General features: G+C 47.8%; 14 protein-coding genes and 3 pseudogenes. 11 read left to right on the forward strand and 6 right to left on the reverse strand.

The features are described 5' to 3' along the window. Window positions 1-3 precede the first annotated feature (3 nt). From PsW74_RS15510 to PsW74_RS30130, 7 genes and pseudogenes are all read left to right on the forward strand, one after another. A complete protein-coding gene (locus tag PsW74_RS15510; RefSeq protein ID WP_153041707.1) occupies window positions 4-2,199 on the forward strand; it encodes a hypothetical protein in 2,196 nt (731 codons plus the stop codon). A 383-nt stretch (window positions 2,200-2,582) separates the two neighbouring features. Next, the gene (locus tag PsW74_RS15515; RefSeq protein ID WP_063288859.1) at window positions 2,583-2,969 is read left to right on the forward strand and encodes a transposase; all 387 of its coding nucleotides are present in this window, start codon (window positions 2,583-2,585) and stop codon (window positions 2,967-2,969) included. Next, a complete protein-coding gene (tnpB, locus tag PsW74_RS30210; protein ID WP_343286499.1) occupies window positions 2,966-3,148 on the forward strand; it encodes an IS66 family insertion sequence element accessory protein TnpB in 183 nt (60 codons plus the stop codon). The genes PsW74_RS15515 and tnpB (PsW74_RS30210) overlap by 4 nt, the downstream gene beginning before the upstream one ends. Then, window positions 3,105-3,314, forward strand: coding sequence for an IS66 family insertion sequence element accessory protein TnpB (gene tnpB, locus PsW74_RS30215; RefSeq protein WP_343286500.1), 210 nt, complete (start codon window positions 3,105-3,107; stop codon window positions 3,312-3,314). Before tnpB (PsW74_RS30210) ends, tnpB (PsW74_RS30215) begins: the two co-directional genes overlap by 44 nt. A gap of 268 nt (window positions 3,315-3,582) precedes the next feature. Then, window positions 3,583-3,627: pseudogene (locus PsW74_RS30120) on the forward strand (hypothetical protein); the annotation flags it as partial. 114 nt (window positions 3,628-3,741) lie between these two features. Next, window positions 3,742-4,167 carry a transposase gene (locus PsW74_RS30125; protein WP_208988004.1) on the forward strand — a complete coding sequence of 142 codons (426 nt, stop codon included), beginning with the start codon at window positions 3,742-3,744 and terminating at the stop codon, window positions 4,165-4,167. Continuing rightward, window positions 4,065-4,819 (forward strand): annotated as a pseudogene (locus PsW74_RS30130) (IS66 family transposase). The gene PsW74_RS30125 and the pseudogene PsW74_RS30130 overlap by 103 nt, the downstream one beginning before the upstream one ends. Window positions 4,820-4,936: 117 nt before the next feature. Here the strand turns inward: PsW74_RS30130 and PsW74_RS15530 are convergent. After that, window positions 4,937-6,166: pseudogene (locus PsW74_RS15530) on the reverse strand (IS3 family transposase); the annotation flags it as partial. 617 nt (window positions 6,167-6,783) lie between these two features. Between PsW74_RS15530 and PsW74_RS15540 the strand changes: the two are divergent. Next, complete coding sequence (locus tag PsW74_RS15540) at window positions 6,784-7,353, forward strand: hypothetical protein (protein WP_193777959.1); 570 nt, start codon at window positions 6,784-6,786, stop codon at window positions 7,351-7,353. Window positions 7,354-7,396: 43 nt separating this feature from the next. Here PsW74_RS15540 and PsW74_RS15545 read toward each other — a convergent pair whose 3' ends face one another. The 3 genes from PsW74_RS15545 to PsW74_RS15555 form a co-directional block, all read right to left on the reverse strand. Beyond that, a complete protein-coding gene (locus PsW74_RS15545; protein WP_153041708.1) occupies window positions 7,397-8,245 on the reverse strand; it encodes a calcium-binding protein in 849 nt (282 codons plus the stop codon). A gap of 282 nt (window positions 8,246-8,527) precedes the next feature. Beyond that, window positions 8,528-9,301, reverse strand: coding sequence for a slipin family protein (locus PsW74_RS15550; protein ID WP_063288863.1), 774 nt, complete (start codon window positions 9,299-9,301; stop codon window positions 8,528-8,530). After that, window positions 9,298-10,512 (reverse strand): nodulation protein NfeD, encoded by a 1,215-nt coding sequence (locus PsW74_RS15555; RefSeq protein WP_206599934.1) that lies wholly within the window; start codon window positions 10,510-10,512, stop codon window positions 9,298-9,300. The genes PsW74_RS15550 and PsW74_RS15555 overlap by 4 nt, the downstream gene beginning before the upstream one ends. Before the next feature lie 467 nt (window positions 10,513-10,979). Here PsW74_RS15555 and PsW74_RS29785 point away from each other — a divergent pair, with 467 nt between their 5' ends. Continuing rightward, on the forward strand, window positions 10,980-11,081 hold the full coding sequence (locus PsW74_RS29785; RefSeq protein WP_244271757.1) for a hypothetical protein: 102 nt from the start codon (window positions 10,980-10,982) through the stop codon (window positions 11,079-11,081). A gap of 298 nt (window positions 11,082-11,379) precedes the next feature. Here PsW74_RS29785 and PsW74_RS15560 read toward each other — a convergent pair whose 3' ends face one another. Next, window positions 11,380-13,209 carry a M10 family metallopeptidase C-terminal domain-containing protein gene (locus PsW74_RS15560; RefSeq protein ID WP_063288865.1) on the reverse strand — a complete coding sequence of 610 codons (1,830 nt, stop codon included), beginning with the start codon at window positions 13,207-13,209 and terminating at the stop codon, window positions 11,380-11,382. Between the two features lie 203 nt (window positions 13,210-13,412). Beyond that, complete coding sequence (locus tag PsW74_RS15565) at window positions 13,413-14,462, reverse strand: SDR family NAD(P)-dependent oxidoreductase (protein WP_063288866.1); 1,050 nt, start codon at window positions 14,460-14,462, stop codon at window positions 13,413-13,415. Window positions 14,463-14,496: 34 nt separating this feature from the next. Between PsW74_RS15565 and PsW74_RS15570 the strand changes: the two genes are divergently transcribed. Together PsW74_RS15570 and PsW74_RS15575 are read left to right on the forward strand one after the other, a co-directional pair. Continuing rightward, window positions 14,497-15,084, forward strand: coding sequence for a TetR/AcrR family transcriptional regulator (locus tag PsW74_RS15570; RefSeq protein ID WP_063288867.1), 588 nt, complete (start codon window positions 14,497-14,499; stop codon window positions 15,082-15,084). A 439-nt stretch (window positions 15,085-15,523) separates the two neighbouring features. Then, window positions 15,524-15,904 (forward strand): VOC family protein, encoded by a 381-nt coding sequence (locus tag PsW74_RS15575; protein WP_153041709.1) that lies wholly within the window; start codon window positions 15,524-15,526, stop codon window positions 15,902-15,904. Window positions 15,905-16,991: the final 1,087 nt, after the last annotated feature.

Genomic DNA, 16,991 nt, shown 5'->3' on the forward strand with positions numbered 1-16,991 from the left:
ATAATGCAAGATAAATCCGTTTCCCGATTTTCATTTGATGATACAATAGCCATTGAACTACGCTGCCCCCACGCTGAGGATAAACCGCCCATATATGCTTGGATAAACGGAACTCAAGTTCATATGCACCTTGGTGAAACCTATCAGCTTTTTGATTTTTTTGATGAAGACAATGCCGCAGCATATCTGGAGCATGAATTACGCGGATATCTGGTACAGAGATACAAAGAAACCTATCTGCCTCTGGCTGATAGCCCGATTGAAGAACATGCATTTGGTACAGGAGAATTCACAATTGTCCCGGATGAAATGCATCCAGATGCCAATCAGCTGCAAGCACTCAAACACTGGTTTGGGGGAGAAATCCCAGGGGAATTTTTATTTGCCCTGAAGTATGGAAAGCTGCCGAGTGAAGAACTTTACTTAACAAACCTAATTGGCACAGCATCGCTCATTGTACATGCATATTGTCCAGGTCGCGCAGATCAACTGGGGACAATTTTACAGGCATGTGAATACTACAAAGACAGCTTGCCAAAGGGGCACGTTCCCATTGCTTTAGATGAGGATCGTTGTCTGGTTCTTCTGGATCAGAAAGGCCGTGTATTCCTTTGGGAGTTTGCCAATCAGTCCCTTGAAGTTGAAAACCAGTTAACGCTTATTTCTGATAGTTTTGGCGCGTTTTCGAACGCACTCATGCAACGTATTGCATCTGGGAGCGCGCATTCCGAATATTGGCGCCCGATTTGGGATGAAAACCTTGAGCGCATTCAAAAATATCTGGATGATGAAGATCCCGTACTGCGTGAAAGCACAGTCCGACTAGAATTTGGCATATCTTGTATCCAGTTGGCAATCCGCGAAGATAAGGCATCTGTGCTTGAACTTTTGCTTAAAAATGATGTTGAAGTCGAAGAGATACCGTATTTTCCCAGAAAATTTCAAACTGTTAAGGTTTTGGAAGACCACGGGTTTGATTGGACAACATTCCGCAAACGATCTGAGAATATTGCAATCTGGGAATATTACCTTAACTACCATTCGGATTCATTTTGGGTCAATCGAAGCTTAGATGATCGGAAGGACATCCTCCAATCTTTGAGCCATATATTTTTACAAGCAGAGCAAAAGGGTGTTTGTTTGCATCTTATCCGCTCAACGCATCTGCAAGGCAAAACTCCACTGGCTTTTGTGGCCGATATCTGTGAGGAGCACCCTGAAAGCCCGCTTTTCAGCAGGTTGCTCACGTTTATGAAGGACAATCTCAAAAGTTTTGACGATGTCAAGGATGATGATCCACTCTATTCAGCATCATTGCTTCAGACGGTTTTGCATCAAAACCAACTGGAAATTAAGCCTTTTGAACGCGGTGGGTTTGATGAGAGACTCCCGGAATACGCGCAGAAATATGCGCTGTCTCAGGAATATGTTTCAGAGTTTCTTGAGCGCTTTAACGGCGGCAGACCGAATAAAGAATGCTTTTACTGGAACTATCGCTTGTCTCATATCAGTCACTTCTTTGGCCTCACAAACGCAGAAAATATCGATTTTGATTGCCTTTTATCAGGTGATCGTCTGTTGCCTATCGCCTATACGCGCGAGCATCGCACTATTTACTGGTCTGTTCAGTCACAGCAGATTGTGATTGAGGAAATCAAGGACGGTAAACATATAGTGCAGCCCTTGAATGTGAATATACCACCTGAACATCAGATAAGTTATTTTCTGAGTTTGCTGTTTGACGGGCTAGATGATGTCTTTTGTTATTCACATCATAATGCGATCCATGGCAATACCTCTACTGATGAGGTTGATATCGATCAGATCTGGTTTGATTTAGGAAAAGCTATTGATATCAATAGCCCTCTTGGCCCCAGTGGTGAGGTGCTGCTTATGGCTGCGGTTCAAATGGGGAACAGGAAGGGGGTATCCTGTCTTCTGAGGGCGGGAGCATCACCATTCAAACGTGCCGATTCAGGGCTGTCATTTATGAATTCCCTTGAGACAGCGGCTTACTACAGTCAGCCTGAATTGCTGCAGCTTTTGCTAGAGCATTGCGAAGCTTACGTATATTCAAATGACTTCCTCAGAACCATTGAAACCATCGAGAAAATCCTGGAAGCCAATGCCGGATGCACTGAAGAGATGTCTAAATTGGCCGATATTGTAACGCAGATGAAAGCCCAAGCCAGCTCCTAACACGGGACACAAGCATGATTGGAGGCTCTGTTGCAAAAACTAATTTAGTTTGAGTTTTGCTCAGAGCCGTTTGCTTTTATGCTTGGGACAAGTGTCAGTGGATAATAAAGATTCATACTCAGTAATCAACTATCATACTGAACTGACGTCCATTGACCCGAAGCTGCCTATCAATGCGGTTAGATTTTATAATTGAAGTGCGGACTTTGCTACCATTCGCTGCCCGGCGAAAACTCCTGCAAGTGAGTAGCAGTTATCAGCATCGAGGGGCCAGTACTAAACATCCGAATGCTTCCATCAAGAGTAAGCGCTCGGTGAACCCGACCTAATGGTGAGGCTTTTGCTAAGCTATCCCATGGGCAGTTTTGTCTGCAGGGATTTAAATGATGAAGGATAGAGCCGAGCGACGGTGGAGTGACGATGACAAGCGGGCAGTTTGTCAGGAGGCATTGGAAGGCAGCATACCTGTTGCTCAGGTTGCCACGCAGCACGGTTTAAAGAAGGCGCGGCTTTATTACTGGCTGAAAGATCCCCGTTACAATCCCACTCCTGAAGGGAGTTCACTGCACACAACTGAAACAGGTTTTGTTTCTGTCAGTGTCATCGAGGAGAGCGCTTCACGGCCAGTGATGGCGAATACTGAGCCCGCTGCGGGCAATGCGGATCCACTTTGTCTTGAAATCCGGCTTGCGGGCGGTCATCACGTTCATCTGAGCGGGCCAGTCAACTCTGCTCTGGTGGCGCAGATCTTACGGGAGCTGTGCACATGATCCCGGTTCCGAGCAATACCCGGGTCTGGCTGGCGGCGGGTGTTACCGACATGCGCCTGGGTTTCAATACACTGGCGGCGCAAGCAGAACAGGTTTTGGCGGAGGATCCTTACTCGGGCCACCTGTTCGTGTTCCGTGGGCGCAGGGGGGGATCTTTTGAAAATAATTTGGTGGGATAGCCAGGGCGCGTGCCTGTTCACCAAGCGGCTTGAGAAGGGAAGGTTTGTGTGGCCTGCGGCCAAGGAAGGCAAAGCCCATATTTCTGCGGCGCAATTGTCGATGCTTCTTGAGGGGATCGACTGGCGCGCACCGGCCCGCACATGGACGCCTCTCACCTCCGGATAGGGTAATATTCGTAATAGTTTAAGTTGTTTTTCCTTACCTTTATACGGGAATTCCTGTATAAAATAGTCATGCTCAAGGACCTGAGTATCACCCCGGAAGACCCGACTGAACTGAAAGCGGTCAACAAGCTTCTGGCGGAGGAAGTCAAGGCTTTAAGCCTGAAGGTTGAGCAACTCAAGCACCAGCTTCATGGAGCCAATCGGCACCGGTTCGGCCTAAGTCAGAAATCCTCGACCAACTCCACCTCAATCTTGCTGAGGACAAAACCATTGCCGATGCTGTTGAGGAACAGTGCAATCCAGTTTCATATCCAGACGAAAAGGAAAAGCGCCAGCACAGCCGCAAACCGTTGCCAGCGCATCTGGAGCGTAATGATACGGTACTGGTTCCAAGTGACAATTGCCGGCAGTGTGGCGGGGCGCTGAAGTTGCTTGGCGAGGATGTTACCGAAGAGCTGGAATATGTTCCGGATCACTTTGTTGTGAACCAGACACTTCTTCCGCGCCTGTCGTGTTCGGGATACGAGAGGATTGTTCAAGTCCCGCTGCCCTTCAGGCCAATCGAGCGCAGACGTCCAGGACCGGGCCTGCTGGCTCATGTTCTGGTCTCGAAGTTTTGTGATCACCTGCCGCTCTATCGCCAGTCCCAGATTTTTTCCCGTGAGAATATTGATTTGGGTCGCTCCACCTTGAGCGACTGGGTTGGCCGGTCCAGCGCCCTGCTGGAGCCGCTGGCTGATGCCATTGGCGCCTGGTCCGACAGGGAAGCGCGGTATTCACCGATGACACGCCAGTCAAACTTCAGGCTCCGGGCAACAAGAAGACAAAAACTGCTCGCATCTGGGCTTATGTGAGAGATGAGCGGCCCTTTGCAAGAGAAGCAGCGCCTCTGGTCTGGTGCCAGTTCACCGTTGATCGTAAGGGGGAGAATCCGCAAGGCCACTTGAAGGGCTACAAGGGCTGGATCCATGCCGATGGCTATGCCGGGTTCAACGGCTTATTCGGGGAAGATAAAGCCAGAGAAATGGCCTGCATGCCGCACATTCGCCGCAAGTTCGTCGATATCCATGCTTCTCAAGGCTCAAGCGTTGCAGGAGAGGCGATCCAACGGATCGCAAGACTTTAGAGATCGAGAAACAGGTTCGCGGGAAACCACCGCCGGAGCGGGTGGAACTCCGACAGGCACAGGCCAAACCCGTATTCGATGATCTGGAAGACTGGCTGCATGCCCAGCTTTCCAGAATATCCGGCAAATCCGCGCTCGCCGGAGCAATCCGCTATGCACTCACTCGCCTGCCAAAGGCACTGCCCTATCTGGATAACAGACACCTGGAGCTGGACAACAACGCAGCCGAACGCGCCATGAAGCCTTTGGCTTTGGCTTTAGGAAGAAAAAATTATCTCTTTATGGGGTCACAAGCAGGCGACAAAGCTGCGGCCATCACCTATACACTCATACAAACAGCCAAACTTAACAGTGTCGACCCGCATGCATGGCTCACTTAGGTGCTGGCTCAGATCGCTGATCATAAGATCAATCGCATCAACGACCTCATGCCATGGTGTTACGCTGCAAAAGCAGCGTAACTGAAGCTATTCAAGTTAGATAGATCGGGTTCGCCGGACGCTCTCGTGATAGCGGTGGTGATTATAGTAATCGATGAACCTTTCAATCTGGGCTTCCAGATCCCCTGGCATGTAATAGTTCTCGAGCAGGATGCGGTTCTTCATGGTTTGATGCCAGCGTTCGATCTTGCCTTGGGTTTGCGGATGATAAGGAGCACCCCTGACATGCTTCATATCTTTTTCCTCCAGCCATTCGGCCAGACCTGAGGACAGATAGGATGAGCCATTATCACAAAGCAGGCGCGGTCGATGAAGCACCTTTGGTTGCTCGCTGCATGAGGCATTGAGCGCCAACTGAAGAGTGTCGGTGACGTCCTTGGCTTTCATTGTGGTGCACAGCTTCCAGGAAATGATGGTAGCGGGAATAATCATCAAGCACGGTGGACAGATAAAACCACCCCCAGCCTATGATCTTAAAATAGGTGAAGTCAGTTTGCCACTGATGAGTTGGAGCCGTGGTTTTGTCCCTGAACTCATCACCGGCCTTGATGACCACATAGGCCAGTGAGGTTATAAGGTCCTGTGCTTTCAGCAACCGATAGACGGAAGCCTCTGAAACAAAATAGCCTTTTGTGTCTGTTAAGCGGACCGCGAGCTCTTGTGGTGACAAATCTGGCTCGTCTAGCGCCATCTCGATAATCTGCGCTCTGATCTCATCGGGAATACGGTTCCAGACCTTGGCGGGACGTGAAACTCTGTCCTCCAACGCTTCAACGCCGCCTTCCAGATAGCGATCATACCAAACATAGAACGTTGAGCGTGGAATATCCAGCAGCTCCAACGTGCGCTTGATTGGCTGATGTGATCCTTCAACCAACCGGATAATCTCCAACTTCTCGTGGGCGAGATATCTCATTCGTCGTCTCCCCCATCCTCGAGCATGCTTTTTTGAAGAAGCCGCAGCTACAGAGCTTGTTCGGCGACCACCTCCTTGAGATCGCGTGCTTCTTTGCGCAGCACCTTGACCTCACCGGTGCTGGCCTGACGGGCCGTATCACCAGCAAGTCGCTTCTTACCAGCTTCCAGAAACTCCTTCGACCAGCTGTAGTAAAGCCCCTGTGAGATGCCCTCTTGTCGGCACAACTCGGCAATACTGTCCTCACCGCGTAGTCCAGCCAGAACGATACGGATCTTGTCTTCAGTGGAATAGCGCTTTCGGGTCTTGCGCCGGATGTCTTTAACCGCCTTCTCAGCTGCAGCGCTGGCGGTCCTCGTGTATCGCCCCATTGTTCACTCCTAATCTAGTGATCATGGGCCAAAACACTCCCTTACTCAAATTGATCTGTCCATAAGGCGTCGCCGACAAACAAAAAGATCATGCGGAGCGACATAGCAGCGACTTCGGTATCACAGATCCTTTTGATTATGCCAAGGCTGCAAATAATTTCTTCTTGTCTAACGATCTTAACTTAGAGAAACTTGTCATCAAGGACGGTGTGACAAAGATCAACAATCCTATAAATACTACTTTTGGTGCATACAATGCCGATAGAGGTATATGCCCGTTCTGCGCAACGATACCAGGACCTCAGAAGTTACCTATTTTCTAATACGCCGTACCATTGGCCGTCTGAACGAAGAACCATGGCGTGCTCTCATTCACATAGTTGCTGGCCTGTCAAATACCCACAATCCGATTTAGGGTAACCTCATCATCTCCGACAAACGCCCTCAATTGATTGCAATTATTACCTATAGGCAAAATCTACATGCTCACCTATTAAGAGCAACTCCAAAATATCTAAGTAATTCAATTGGTTAATTAGTTTATATTTGGCCTGATTATTGCATTGGATTTGTTTTAATCAAATATAATATAGGCAAGACTAATGCAGATTGACCACATGAGCCATTATTTTACCGGAGCCGGCGTTTCAATAAAGAACGCACAACCAGTATCCGTATCTCCAACATCTTTTGATAATCTTATGGCTCAACCTGATTTCAGAAATAGGCAAATAGAGTACACGCAACAGCACTTTGAAACGTCTTTAAGACGACTAGACATGGCAGTAATGCGTTATGAAAATTATGAAGAAAGCATCTCTACAAGAATCGCCAGACACGTGTCTGGATCAGACAGCTTAACAGTGCTGATGAGAATGGCTGAAACGGCAGAAGATAAAGCCTATTATGAGCATTTGAAAGAGAACCAGGACAGGGAATATAGTTCCTGGATAGCGGCACAAAAAAAGATGGATGATTCAGAGTACAAATTTGATTTCTTGGATAGCAATGGATTATTTGAGGATATTTCTCAGTACTTTCCTAACAAAACACTAGATGACATAAAGCAATTATACAAAGGTGGTGCTGATTTCAGAGAACTATTTAACCCAACAGAGGTACTCGACGCTTCCAACGGTGTTTTTATGCCTGTATTTCACTCGACATATAAGCTTTTTCCTTCTTGAGCGAACACACTCAGGCAGCAGCCTGAGTGTGTACTACCGCTTTTTAAACTAGGAACTCGCTTAGAGTGTAGGCGAGGTCATCACTACCGATGATAAAATCCACGTGTTCATCACTAACGTAAAAGTCTTGCAGAATGATGCCGGTGTTAACTTGGCCGTCTTCAAAATCTGCTGCAGATGAATCCATCAAGTCATTGCCGGATTTGAAAAACGCAATATCTGCGGCAACTGTACTTTGAAACTTGACGAAGTCCTGAGTTCCGCTTGAATCCGTGATGACAGCGAAACCGTTTTCAAAATGAAACATGGAGTCGTCACCAGCGCCGCCCTGGACCGTCACAGTACCACTAACAATTGCGATTGTATCGCTCCCCTCCCCTGCATCAATATTAGCGTTTACTCCATATGACAGAATGGTATCGTTGCCAGCGCCACCACCAATTGCAGCGTCTAGGCCAGTGGAAGTGATTGTATCATTTCCCTCATTCCCAAGCGATACAGAGTTTGTCCCGGCAATCTCAATGGTGTCATTACCCAGACTACCTGTAACGCCTGAATCACGGCCCATGGCGATGATAGTATCATCCCCTTCTCCGCCATGTGCTGTAGACTCTGAGCTTTTATTGTCCATTATGATGGTATCGTTATCGGCGCCACCATCAACATCTATGCCAACATGATAGGTTTTGATCAAGTCGTTGCCTGCACCACCAAGAATGGTTGCACCATTACCTTCAGCGTCAATCTCATCGTCACCTTCACCAAGATGGATTTCTAGCAAAGCACCGCGAGCAACAACGGTATCCATCAAGAGATGAAGAAAGCTTATGTAAAGTGTTGTGCAATCTATGAAACGAGACTTCTTTAAGATCCAGCCCTCGATACGGGGCAACACTATCTCTACTTTTAAACTTAATCACTTATCGTGAGGATTATCCTCGCACTTCCCCAATTGCACCCTGTAATATTTTTTCATATGTTGCGACTACCTGACCTGCTCCACCCTTGATTTTAGGGGCACCTGTAGTCTCCAGAATGTTGCCCATCAGAGATCCCAAAGTTACTTCTGGGGTCGAACCCGGACGCAATAACGCAGCTTTAGAAACTCCTTCCACCAACTGTAGTTGAGCCCTTGAGAGACACATTCCTGTTGGCATAACTCAGAAACACTGCCTTATTTTTGCTCTTCGGCAGGACCCTTTGCGATAAGTCCGCCTATCAGTTCCATTGGCATTGGAAAGACAATCGTATTACTTCTATCGCTCGCGATTGTCTGCAGGGTTGTCAGATAACGCAGCTGCATAGCTTGATCGTTTTGAGAGAGAATTCCGGCGGCTTCTAGAAACTTTTCCGCCGCTTGCTGTTCGCCCTGCGCATCGATGACCTTGGCGCGACGTAGCCGCTCTGCTTCCGCCTGCTTTGCGATTGCCCGGATCATGCGGTCATCAAGGTCAATGTGCTTCAACTCCACATTTGACACCTTAATACCCCAGGTTTCCGTCTGTTCATCCAGAATACGCTGAATATCAGCGTTTAACCGATCTCTCGATGCGAGCATTTCGTCAAGCTCATGCTGACCTGCAACCGAGCGCAGCGTTGTCTGAGCCAGTTGGGTGGTCGCCTGAAGGAAGTCTTCAACCTGTATAATCGCCCGTTCAGCATCCACGGCGCGAAAATACACGACGGCATTGACTTTGACGGAGACATTGTCGCGCGAAATTACGTCCTGCTCAGGCACGTCCAAGACGCGCGTGCGCAAATCCACCCGAACCATCTGCATGATACCTGGAAGAACGATGATCAAACCTGGACCTTTCACTTTCCAGAAACGCCCTAGCAGGAAGATCACACCTCGCTCATACTCCCGCAAAATCTTCAATGACGAGAAAACAATCAAGAGTGGAATCAGTACAGTCAAAGTCCAGGAATAGTTAAACAGTTCGTTCATGACTGGTCCTCACTTTTAAGGGGAGAGACGGTGAGGGTTAACCCCTCAATAGCCGATACTTCGACAGTGTGGCCCGGCTTTAAAGGCGTTGTACTTGTTGCCTGCCATACTTCACCATGAACTCTGACGTGCCCCTCTCTTCCATTCCAGTCCAAAACCACGGCTTTACTGCTGAGCATTTCTTCCCGCCCTGTTACGACGGCACGGCCCTTGGAGCGCATAAGAAGATAAAGAATGACGAGAAAAACGCCGGCACTAACAGCTGCGATCGACCCAATCAGCATAGGAGATACCTCCAGTTCTGGAGTGTCACTGTCGATCAGCATGATTGAGCCCAGCACAAAGGCGACGGCACCACCCAGTCCGAGCACGCCAAAGCCGGGCGCAAATACTTCAGCAATCATCAGGCCAAGCCCGACAAGAATTAAAGCCAGTCCGGCATAGTTGACTGGCAGCAGCTGAAAGGCGTAGAGCGCTAAAAGCAGGCAGATCACACCAGTGATCCCTGCGATGAAAATACCTGGGCTGTAAAATTCCAGAACGATGCCATAGATGCCGATAAGAAACAGGATATAGGCAACACTCGGATTAGTGATGACAGAAAGAAACTCGGTCCGCCAATCTGGTTCCACCGGAATAATCGTCAAATTATCAGTTTTGAGCGTAATCTGCCCTTCTGGCAACTCTACGGACCGCCCATTTAATTGCTGAAGAAGATCGGTTTGACTATCGGCAATAAAGTCGATGACCCCTTCCTCAAGAGCATCGACCGCCGTTAAACTGGCAGCTTCGCTGACCGCCTTTTCCGCCCACTCTGAGTTTCGGTTCCTCAACTGGGCAAGGCTCTTGATATAAGCCTTCGCATCGCTGATAGCTTTGTCGGAGGAGGACGGGGTCGCACTTGTCTCTTCGTCCTCGCCGTTGTCAGAGCCTTCTGATCCGGGAAAACCACCACCTACCTGAACCGGTGTTGCTGCACCAAGATTGGTTCCCGGAGCCATGGCAGCAATATGGCATGCGTACAGAATATAGGTTCCGGCACTAGCCGCACGGGCACCGCTCGGTGCAACATACCCAACAATTGGAACCGACGATGCTAAAATGGCATGGACGATGGTGCGCATTGCAGTGTCGAGACCGCCAGGGGTGTTCAAGGTGAGAATGACAAGCGTGGCTCCATCTTCCTGGGCGGATTGGAGGCCACGTGTCACATAGTCAGCTGTGGCTGGCCCTATAGCGCCTTCAATACGGATAAGTGGGGCGGTCCGGTCCGTTTGGGCGCTACAGTAGCTCGTAGCAAAAAGCGCAAAAATGAAGAAGCTAACGATTAGAATTGCCAGAAATACGACACATTGAATACAGGCAAATCCTAGACCTTTAAGATTTGCAATCTGCCATTCCGTTCTTGTTGCCGCCAATCGCATTTTAAGGTGCGTTCTGTTTTTAGTTGGTTACAGATAGATCACTTCACTAACTACATAAGGGAATGTGATGACTAATGTAATCAAGTAAGAATTGCTGTTATAAGGCACAGCCAATTATCGGTATCTATACTGACACATGACGCATGTAATGGGGATTTTGGTGAATAAGACAGTTTCTAAGAGCTTAAGGCACCTCCAAACTGCTTGCATTAATAATGGGTGGACTGTCAAAAATTGCATGCGACATTTCAATCATGGCTACAAATGAGTTCGGTGAAGTTTCAGAGCCTTATGGTCCTCATAGAGGGGCATCCAGCACCATGCCTCAAAACACAATCCTATATCTTGTGAGCTAATTTTGACTACAGCAAAGATGCTACGATCCCGCGCAAGTTTAATGACTGACGCCATGCAGCAGGAATTTGAACAGGCTACCGGGCCCTGGCGTTTGGAGTGGGCGACTTTACCTGAATGCTTTGCGTTAACCTCGGAAGCTCTCGTGCAGCCAGCTGTTTTCTCTCTTCATCTGCTCAAAAATAGCGAAGAAATGACAGTAGCTCCTCGGATGTTGTCGCACTCTATGCATAACAGCCTGACGTTGAACTGTGCCCCAAGAGAATTGTAAGAAGAACAAGCGCTTGGAGCACACTTTATTTACACGAACATAAAGTCATCAGCGCTGATTAGATCGGCACCGATATCGGACAACACGATGGAACCACCTTGGTAGGAAATGAGCGCGCCATCCTCTGAAGCCAAAATAGTGAGTTCTTCAAGACTGGTGACGCTATTCTTAATAAATTTGATGACATCTAGCCCGCTCGAAAAGTCGGTAATCCTGTCATCTCCAGAGTTAGCCGCAAAGATGAAAGTGTCTTTGCCTTTGCCTCCGGAAAGTATGTCATCACCGATGCCTCCTGTTAGGAGGTCACTCCCCTTTCCACCATCAAGCTCGTCATTGCCTATGCCGCCATCTAAACGATCGTTTCCATTGCCTCCAAGCAGGTTATCATCGCCTTTCCCACCGTAGAGCCTATCGTTGCCCACTCCTCCATCCAGAGTATCGCGACCATCTTCGCCGTAAAGCCTGTCCTTGCCTTTGCCACCTTTGAGCTGATCTATCCCGCTGCCGCCATAGAGCCAGTCATTGCCACGCCCGCCATCCAGCAGATCGTGACCTCCATTTGCAAAAAGCTTGTTGTGAGCGTCGTTGCCAATCAGTTCGTCATCCCCTGAACCGGTATATGCGTTTTCAATCACGGTTCCACGCATAATGGCAAGATTGCCCTTCAAGCCCTGAACATCTGAATAGGTTTCCTCGACAAGAGAAATCCGCTGATCACTAGTCACAGAGCTGAAGTTGATGCTATCGTTGCCACCATCATCCAGAATGGTGAAGGTCACCGGAACCATGCCAGCGATATCATCGTAATATCCTCCAGCATTGGAGTTTTCGCCATAGATGGTGTCGTCAGTACGCAAGTTACCTGCCGTTCCATAAAGATCTTGCATAGCAAGAATGTCGGCGATCATAGGCGTGACCACATACGCATAACTGGCATCGATGTTCGTGTTTCCCTGCTGACTAAAATATGACATGACTGTCGCTTGCCAGGAATCATTGGAGTAATGATTGTCTACGCCGAATGTAGCATCTCCGTTGTAATGGCCGGCATGTCCCAGCCCCAGCGCATGTCCGATTTCGTGAATATATGTCTGACAGGAGTACGAGTTTAAGTCCGCTCCATATCGATCAACCCAGTCCGCGCTAACATTGACGAATGATCGCTCAATTTCACCATAAAAGGTGTTGGAGCTTGCATAAGCTCCGCCATAATTGTCGTCGAAGTTTATCTTTGCATAGGTATCTGTAAATTCGAAATTGATGCCAGTCATCATTGACCATGCGTCAAGAGCATTCTTTGCCAGGTATTGGCCGGTATCTGTCAAACCCGAAATATTGACCGAGATCGCCTCTCCAGGTTCCACATCAAATGCTCGGCGATATCCCCAATATGCATCAGTCAACTGATGTGCAATCTGGTCATTTGAAAAAGCGTCTGGATCTACCGGCACTTCAGTAGAGCCAGCTTCCTCGGTTATACTAAGCTGATAGTCTCCAAAAGAATTTCCCTCTGCACCAATGGTAGCCAAAACATAATAGGTGCCGCGTTCCTCAGGTGTGAAAGTGACTTCGGATCTACTACCATTCCCATTTTCAGTGTCCGACGCGACAGGCCTGGAGTTGGGATCGAACAGGACCAAACTTGTGTCCGATGGCCCATTGGATCCCTCACTGTCCATGGAGATCGTGTACTCAACCCCCGCCTCAAGGACAATCGCAACAAAATCTGAATCTCCGCCTCTTTTCAAAGACCCATAGAAAGTATCCTTCGGGGTAAGAGTGTAGGGAGTATCAAAGTGGGCAGGAGCATCTCCCTTTTCCACTAATATAGATTTATTGTAGTTATATCTGGTAGACATGCGAATCTTTTCCGATAATTGAAATTATCGAATTACGATATACACTATTCACATACTATCAATATTCATGTACACATCTTGCACAAATGATGTATTTTGACTTATACTATAATTTTACTAATTTAGTGCGGAAATATCAGCAGATATTGCTAGATTATAACAAAATTAATCTCTGCATCTACTTCACTGCAAAGATTGACGGATCATTTGCAGGCTTCTGATAAAGATGCTCTCCATCTAGCCGTTGAAACATCACTTATCTGCATAAGCTTTGTTCTGATACTTGTGTCTTTCGCTTCCGGATTGGGCTCAGAAATCTTGTCTTCATCGGTATAGGTGCCAGTTACACTGCTGTATCGCGACGAAATAGCGAGCCTTACTATGCGATCAGCTCCTACTTCCGGTGGAGAGGCAAAAATGCGCATGATGAGCCGAAAAATACCTGAAATGCCTTTTAGATCCCGTAGCAAGTTGGAACGAATGAAGCCGGGATTAAGCGCGTTTATAGTGACTCCTGAGCTTTCTAATTGCTCAGCCAGCTCAACTGTAAACGCATTGAGCGCGAGCTTTGCCTGAGCATAGGGTTTTAGCGCATCAAAGCCGTGTTTCGTTTGGAGATCTTCAAAATTAATATGGCCTAGTGCTTCCGTTTCGGAGGAAACATTCACAATTCTTGACGGCGCAGAGGTTTTGAGACGCTCTAGCAAAAGGTTCGTAAGCAAAAAGGGGCCAATATAATTAATCGCCCACATCTTCTCCAACCCATCTGCTGTGATGGTGCGTTTTGGGACTTGAGCACCTGCGCAATTGACTAGGACGTCTATGCGCTTGTGAGTGGCTATGATGCGTTCAGCACAACAGCGAATGCTCTCCATTGATGCCAGATCACAGGATAGAAACTGCGCAAACCCTCCATCAACGGCATTTAGCTCGCGTGCAACTGCCATCCCTTTTTCTTCATTGCGACCTAAGATGATCAGGTTTGCCCCGAGCTTATGCAGTGTACTAACAGCGGCTCGCCCCATACCATCAGTTCCACCCGTAAACACAATTGTCTTACCTGAGATGTGCTTGTCTTCTTCAGGGATTGCATAGACGGGATTAGGTTTCCTTCGTTGTGGTGTGAAAGTGTTGAGCACCATACTCGCTTGCTTGATGATTGAAGCTTTTTTAGAACTCATGGCCACTCCCATTCGGAAATATATAATTCCGGAATTGTTAATTACCGAATAAGCGATATAGAAGTTTGACATGGAAATCAACCTTTGCAGTAATTAGGAAGTCTTCATGCATAAGAGATCAGGCCAGCGAGCTGAGCTTACCCGCGGTCGTAAGCGGGATCGTAACAGGACCGACGCTATTCTTGCTGCAACGGCTGAGTTAATTATCGAACATGGATTTGATAAACTTCGAGTTCAGGATGTGGCAGAAAAAGCCGGAAGCGGGCTCGGTACGATATACCGAAGGTGGGAAACAAAAGAAGCCTTAGTAACTGACGCTATTCGCGCTTTTCCTGACCCTCCACTTCCTTCCAGTGATGACGCCGCAGCGGATTTGGCATCTGTTATTCGGGAGAAAACTGAGTTTTATGCTTCAAAGCCAGATTTACTTCCCGGAGTAATCTCAGCATTGAGGGAAGATAAGGGTATTGCTGACGCTATTCGTGATCGATATGACGATAAACCACTTCGTCAGCTTTTTGCCAGGTTATTGGGTTCTGATCATCCTCAATTGGATCTGCTAGCAGAGCTCGTCCCAGCAATACTTCTCAACCGAACAGTTTTCCATAACCGTCCAGTAAAAGCTGATAACTTTGCCGATGAGATCTTGGCACTTGTCAAAGCTTTATCAAGTGTTCGAGTTGAGAGATCCTGATGTTATAAATGAACGCATGCGAGGTTATAAGGGCACCTTAGTTACCGGCAGTGAGAGGCTGAGCGGAGTGTTCCATGTGAGTGGCTTCTGCCTTGCGAGGCATATTGATCTGATTTGAGCAATCATCATATGCGGTCATCTGTCCGGCGTGCTTAGACGGCAAACATGACTGTTGGTCTTGATGGTTACTGCTTGCCAAGTCGCAAACCGGTAAACGAACGACGACGTATCCCAGACATTCCATAGATGTCTGGGTTAATCTTTTCTTTTGACCGTGCAACAAAGCCATAACCACATAAGTTGATGAGCCAAGCAAGCTCTTCGTACGCACTTGGCTTTTCAGCTCACACTTGTTTAAATTATCGCCAATTTAGAAAGCTAACTCATATTGTAGTTTGATAAGAAGGTCGTTGTGGATGCAGACGCAAAGGATCTGAATATGACGGTACTGCTCATGCAGCATTTCGCGCTGCCGATCCCACCCGATGGCGTTGAAGATGCAAGGCGGTTTTATGGCACCTTATTAGGGTTTAAAGAAATAGAACGCCCTCAAGAAGCGAGTGGCCACGCCGGTTGTTGGTTCTCATCAGGCTCGGTCAATTTGCATTTGCTCGGCAGTGAACCATTTGCGCCTGTAACAGTTGGCCACCCAGGACTTGTTGTCGATGATCTGGCAGCTTTGGCGAAGAAGCTACGGGCAGCGTCTGTCACGGTAACGGATGACACAATCCTCTTCGGCCACTACCGCAAGAAGGTCCATGACCCATTTGGAAACATGATCGAACTGCTGGAGCCTGTTGATGGCGGCCATAGTTTGTAGTTCCAAACCTAACAAAGACGCTTAACCTGGCGCAGACTCTGAAGCTTCACAACGTTAAGCGGACGTCGCGTAGGTGGATTTTGTCAACGCCAGCTAGATTAGGATGCTTAATTCCGGCTTCGAGCGCGAGCTTGCGCGTATCATCACTTTCAAGGGGGAACTGCTCGCGGATTTGAATAACTTCACTGTGCCATTCAAGCAGCAGGAACACGGAAAGTTCGAGTCAGATAGCAGATGATGGGTTCTCTTCGACTTATAACCGAAGACGCGGTGTACTCTTCCAAGAGACGGCAAATCACGAACCGTTAGCCAGGGCTTGTATTCAGAATACTTACCGCTGCCCGTCTCTCTTTGATCATCTTTGCAAACTTGGCGTCAGAAAACGCTTTACTCTTACCTGCCATGAAAAAACCGCCGGTCACTGCGCGCAAAGCAAGCATAATACCGGCGGTTTCAGTATGGAACTTTATTACTTAGTATGAAAACTGGAACAAATCCGCCAACTCAAAATATGCTCCAAATAATAAAGTATCATACTGAGGATCGCAAACTTCAACATAGAGGCCAAAACTCGAGTAATAAAGTATCATACTCGCCTTTCCTGCAGATCATAGGCCTGGAAACTCATTTTAATATCTGCGGTCAACACCACTGCACATCAGACAGAGATTTTGACCAAATTTAAGACAAATTGGGCCATAATCGGACATTCGCGCGGTTCTATCAAGGATTGAGCACAAATTAGCTAAGCCATCATGAAATCGAACTATAATTTCGATTTCGTCTTTATCGCGGGGAGAATGAATTTTGTTTGAGGTGAAAAGCGAAGAAAATCTCTCTATTTAGAGTGATAATTTACTTTCCTCCCACAGTCAGGCCGTCGAGCTGTTTCCAACAAGGAGAACCTTGAGCCAAATGAAGAACTAGACCGCGTCAGTTCGAGCTTAACGCAAAATGGCAAACAGATCAGGCAGTTTTTAATAGCTGCCCAACACTTCTGAGCGTACTCCTTTTCTCAGCTTAGAACTGCACGAACAGTCTTGCGTTGGCGCCGTGGTCCAGGGTTTGGTCGGCGAGGAGGCCGTAG

The organism is Pseudovibrio sp. W74 (assembly GCF_001623085.1).
Classification (GTDB): Bacteria; Pseudomonadota; Alphaproteobacteria; order Rhizobiales; family Stappiaceae; genus Pseudovibrio.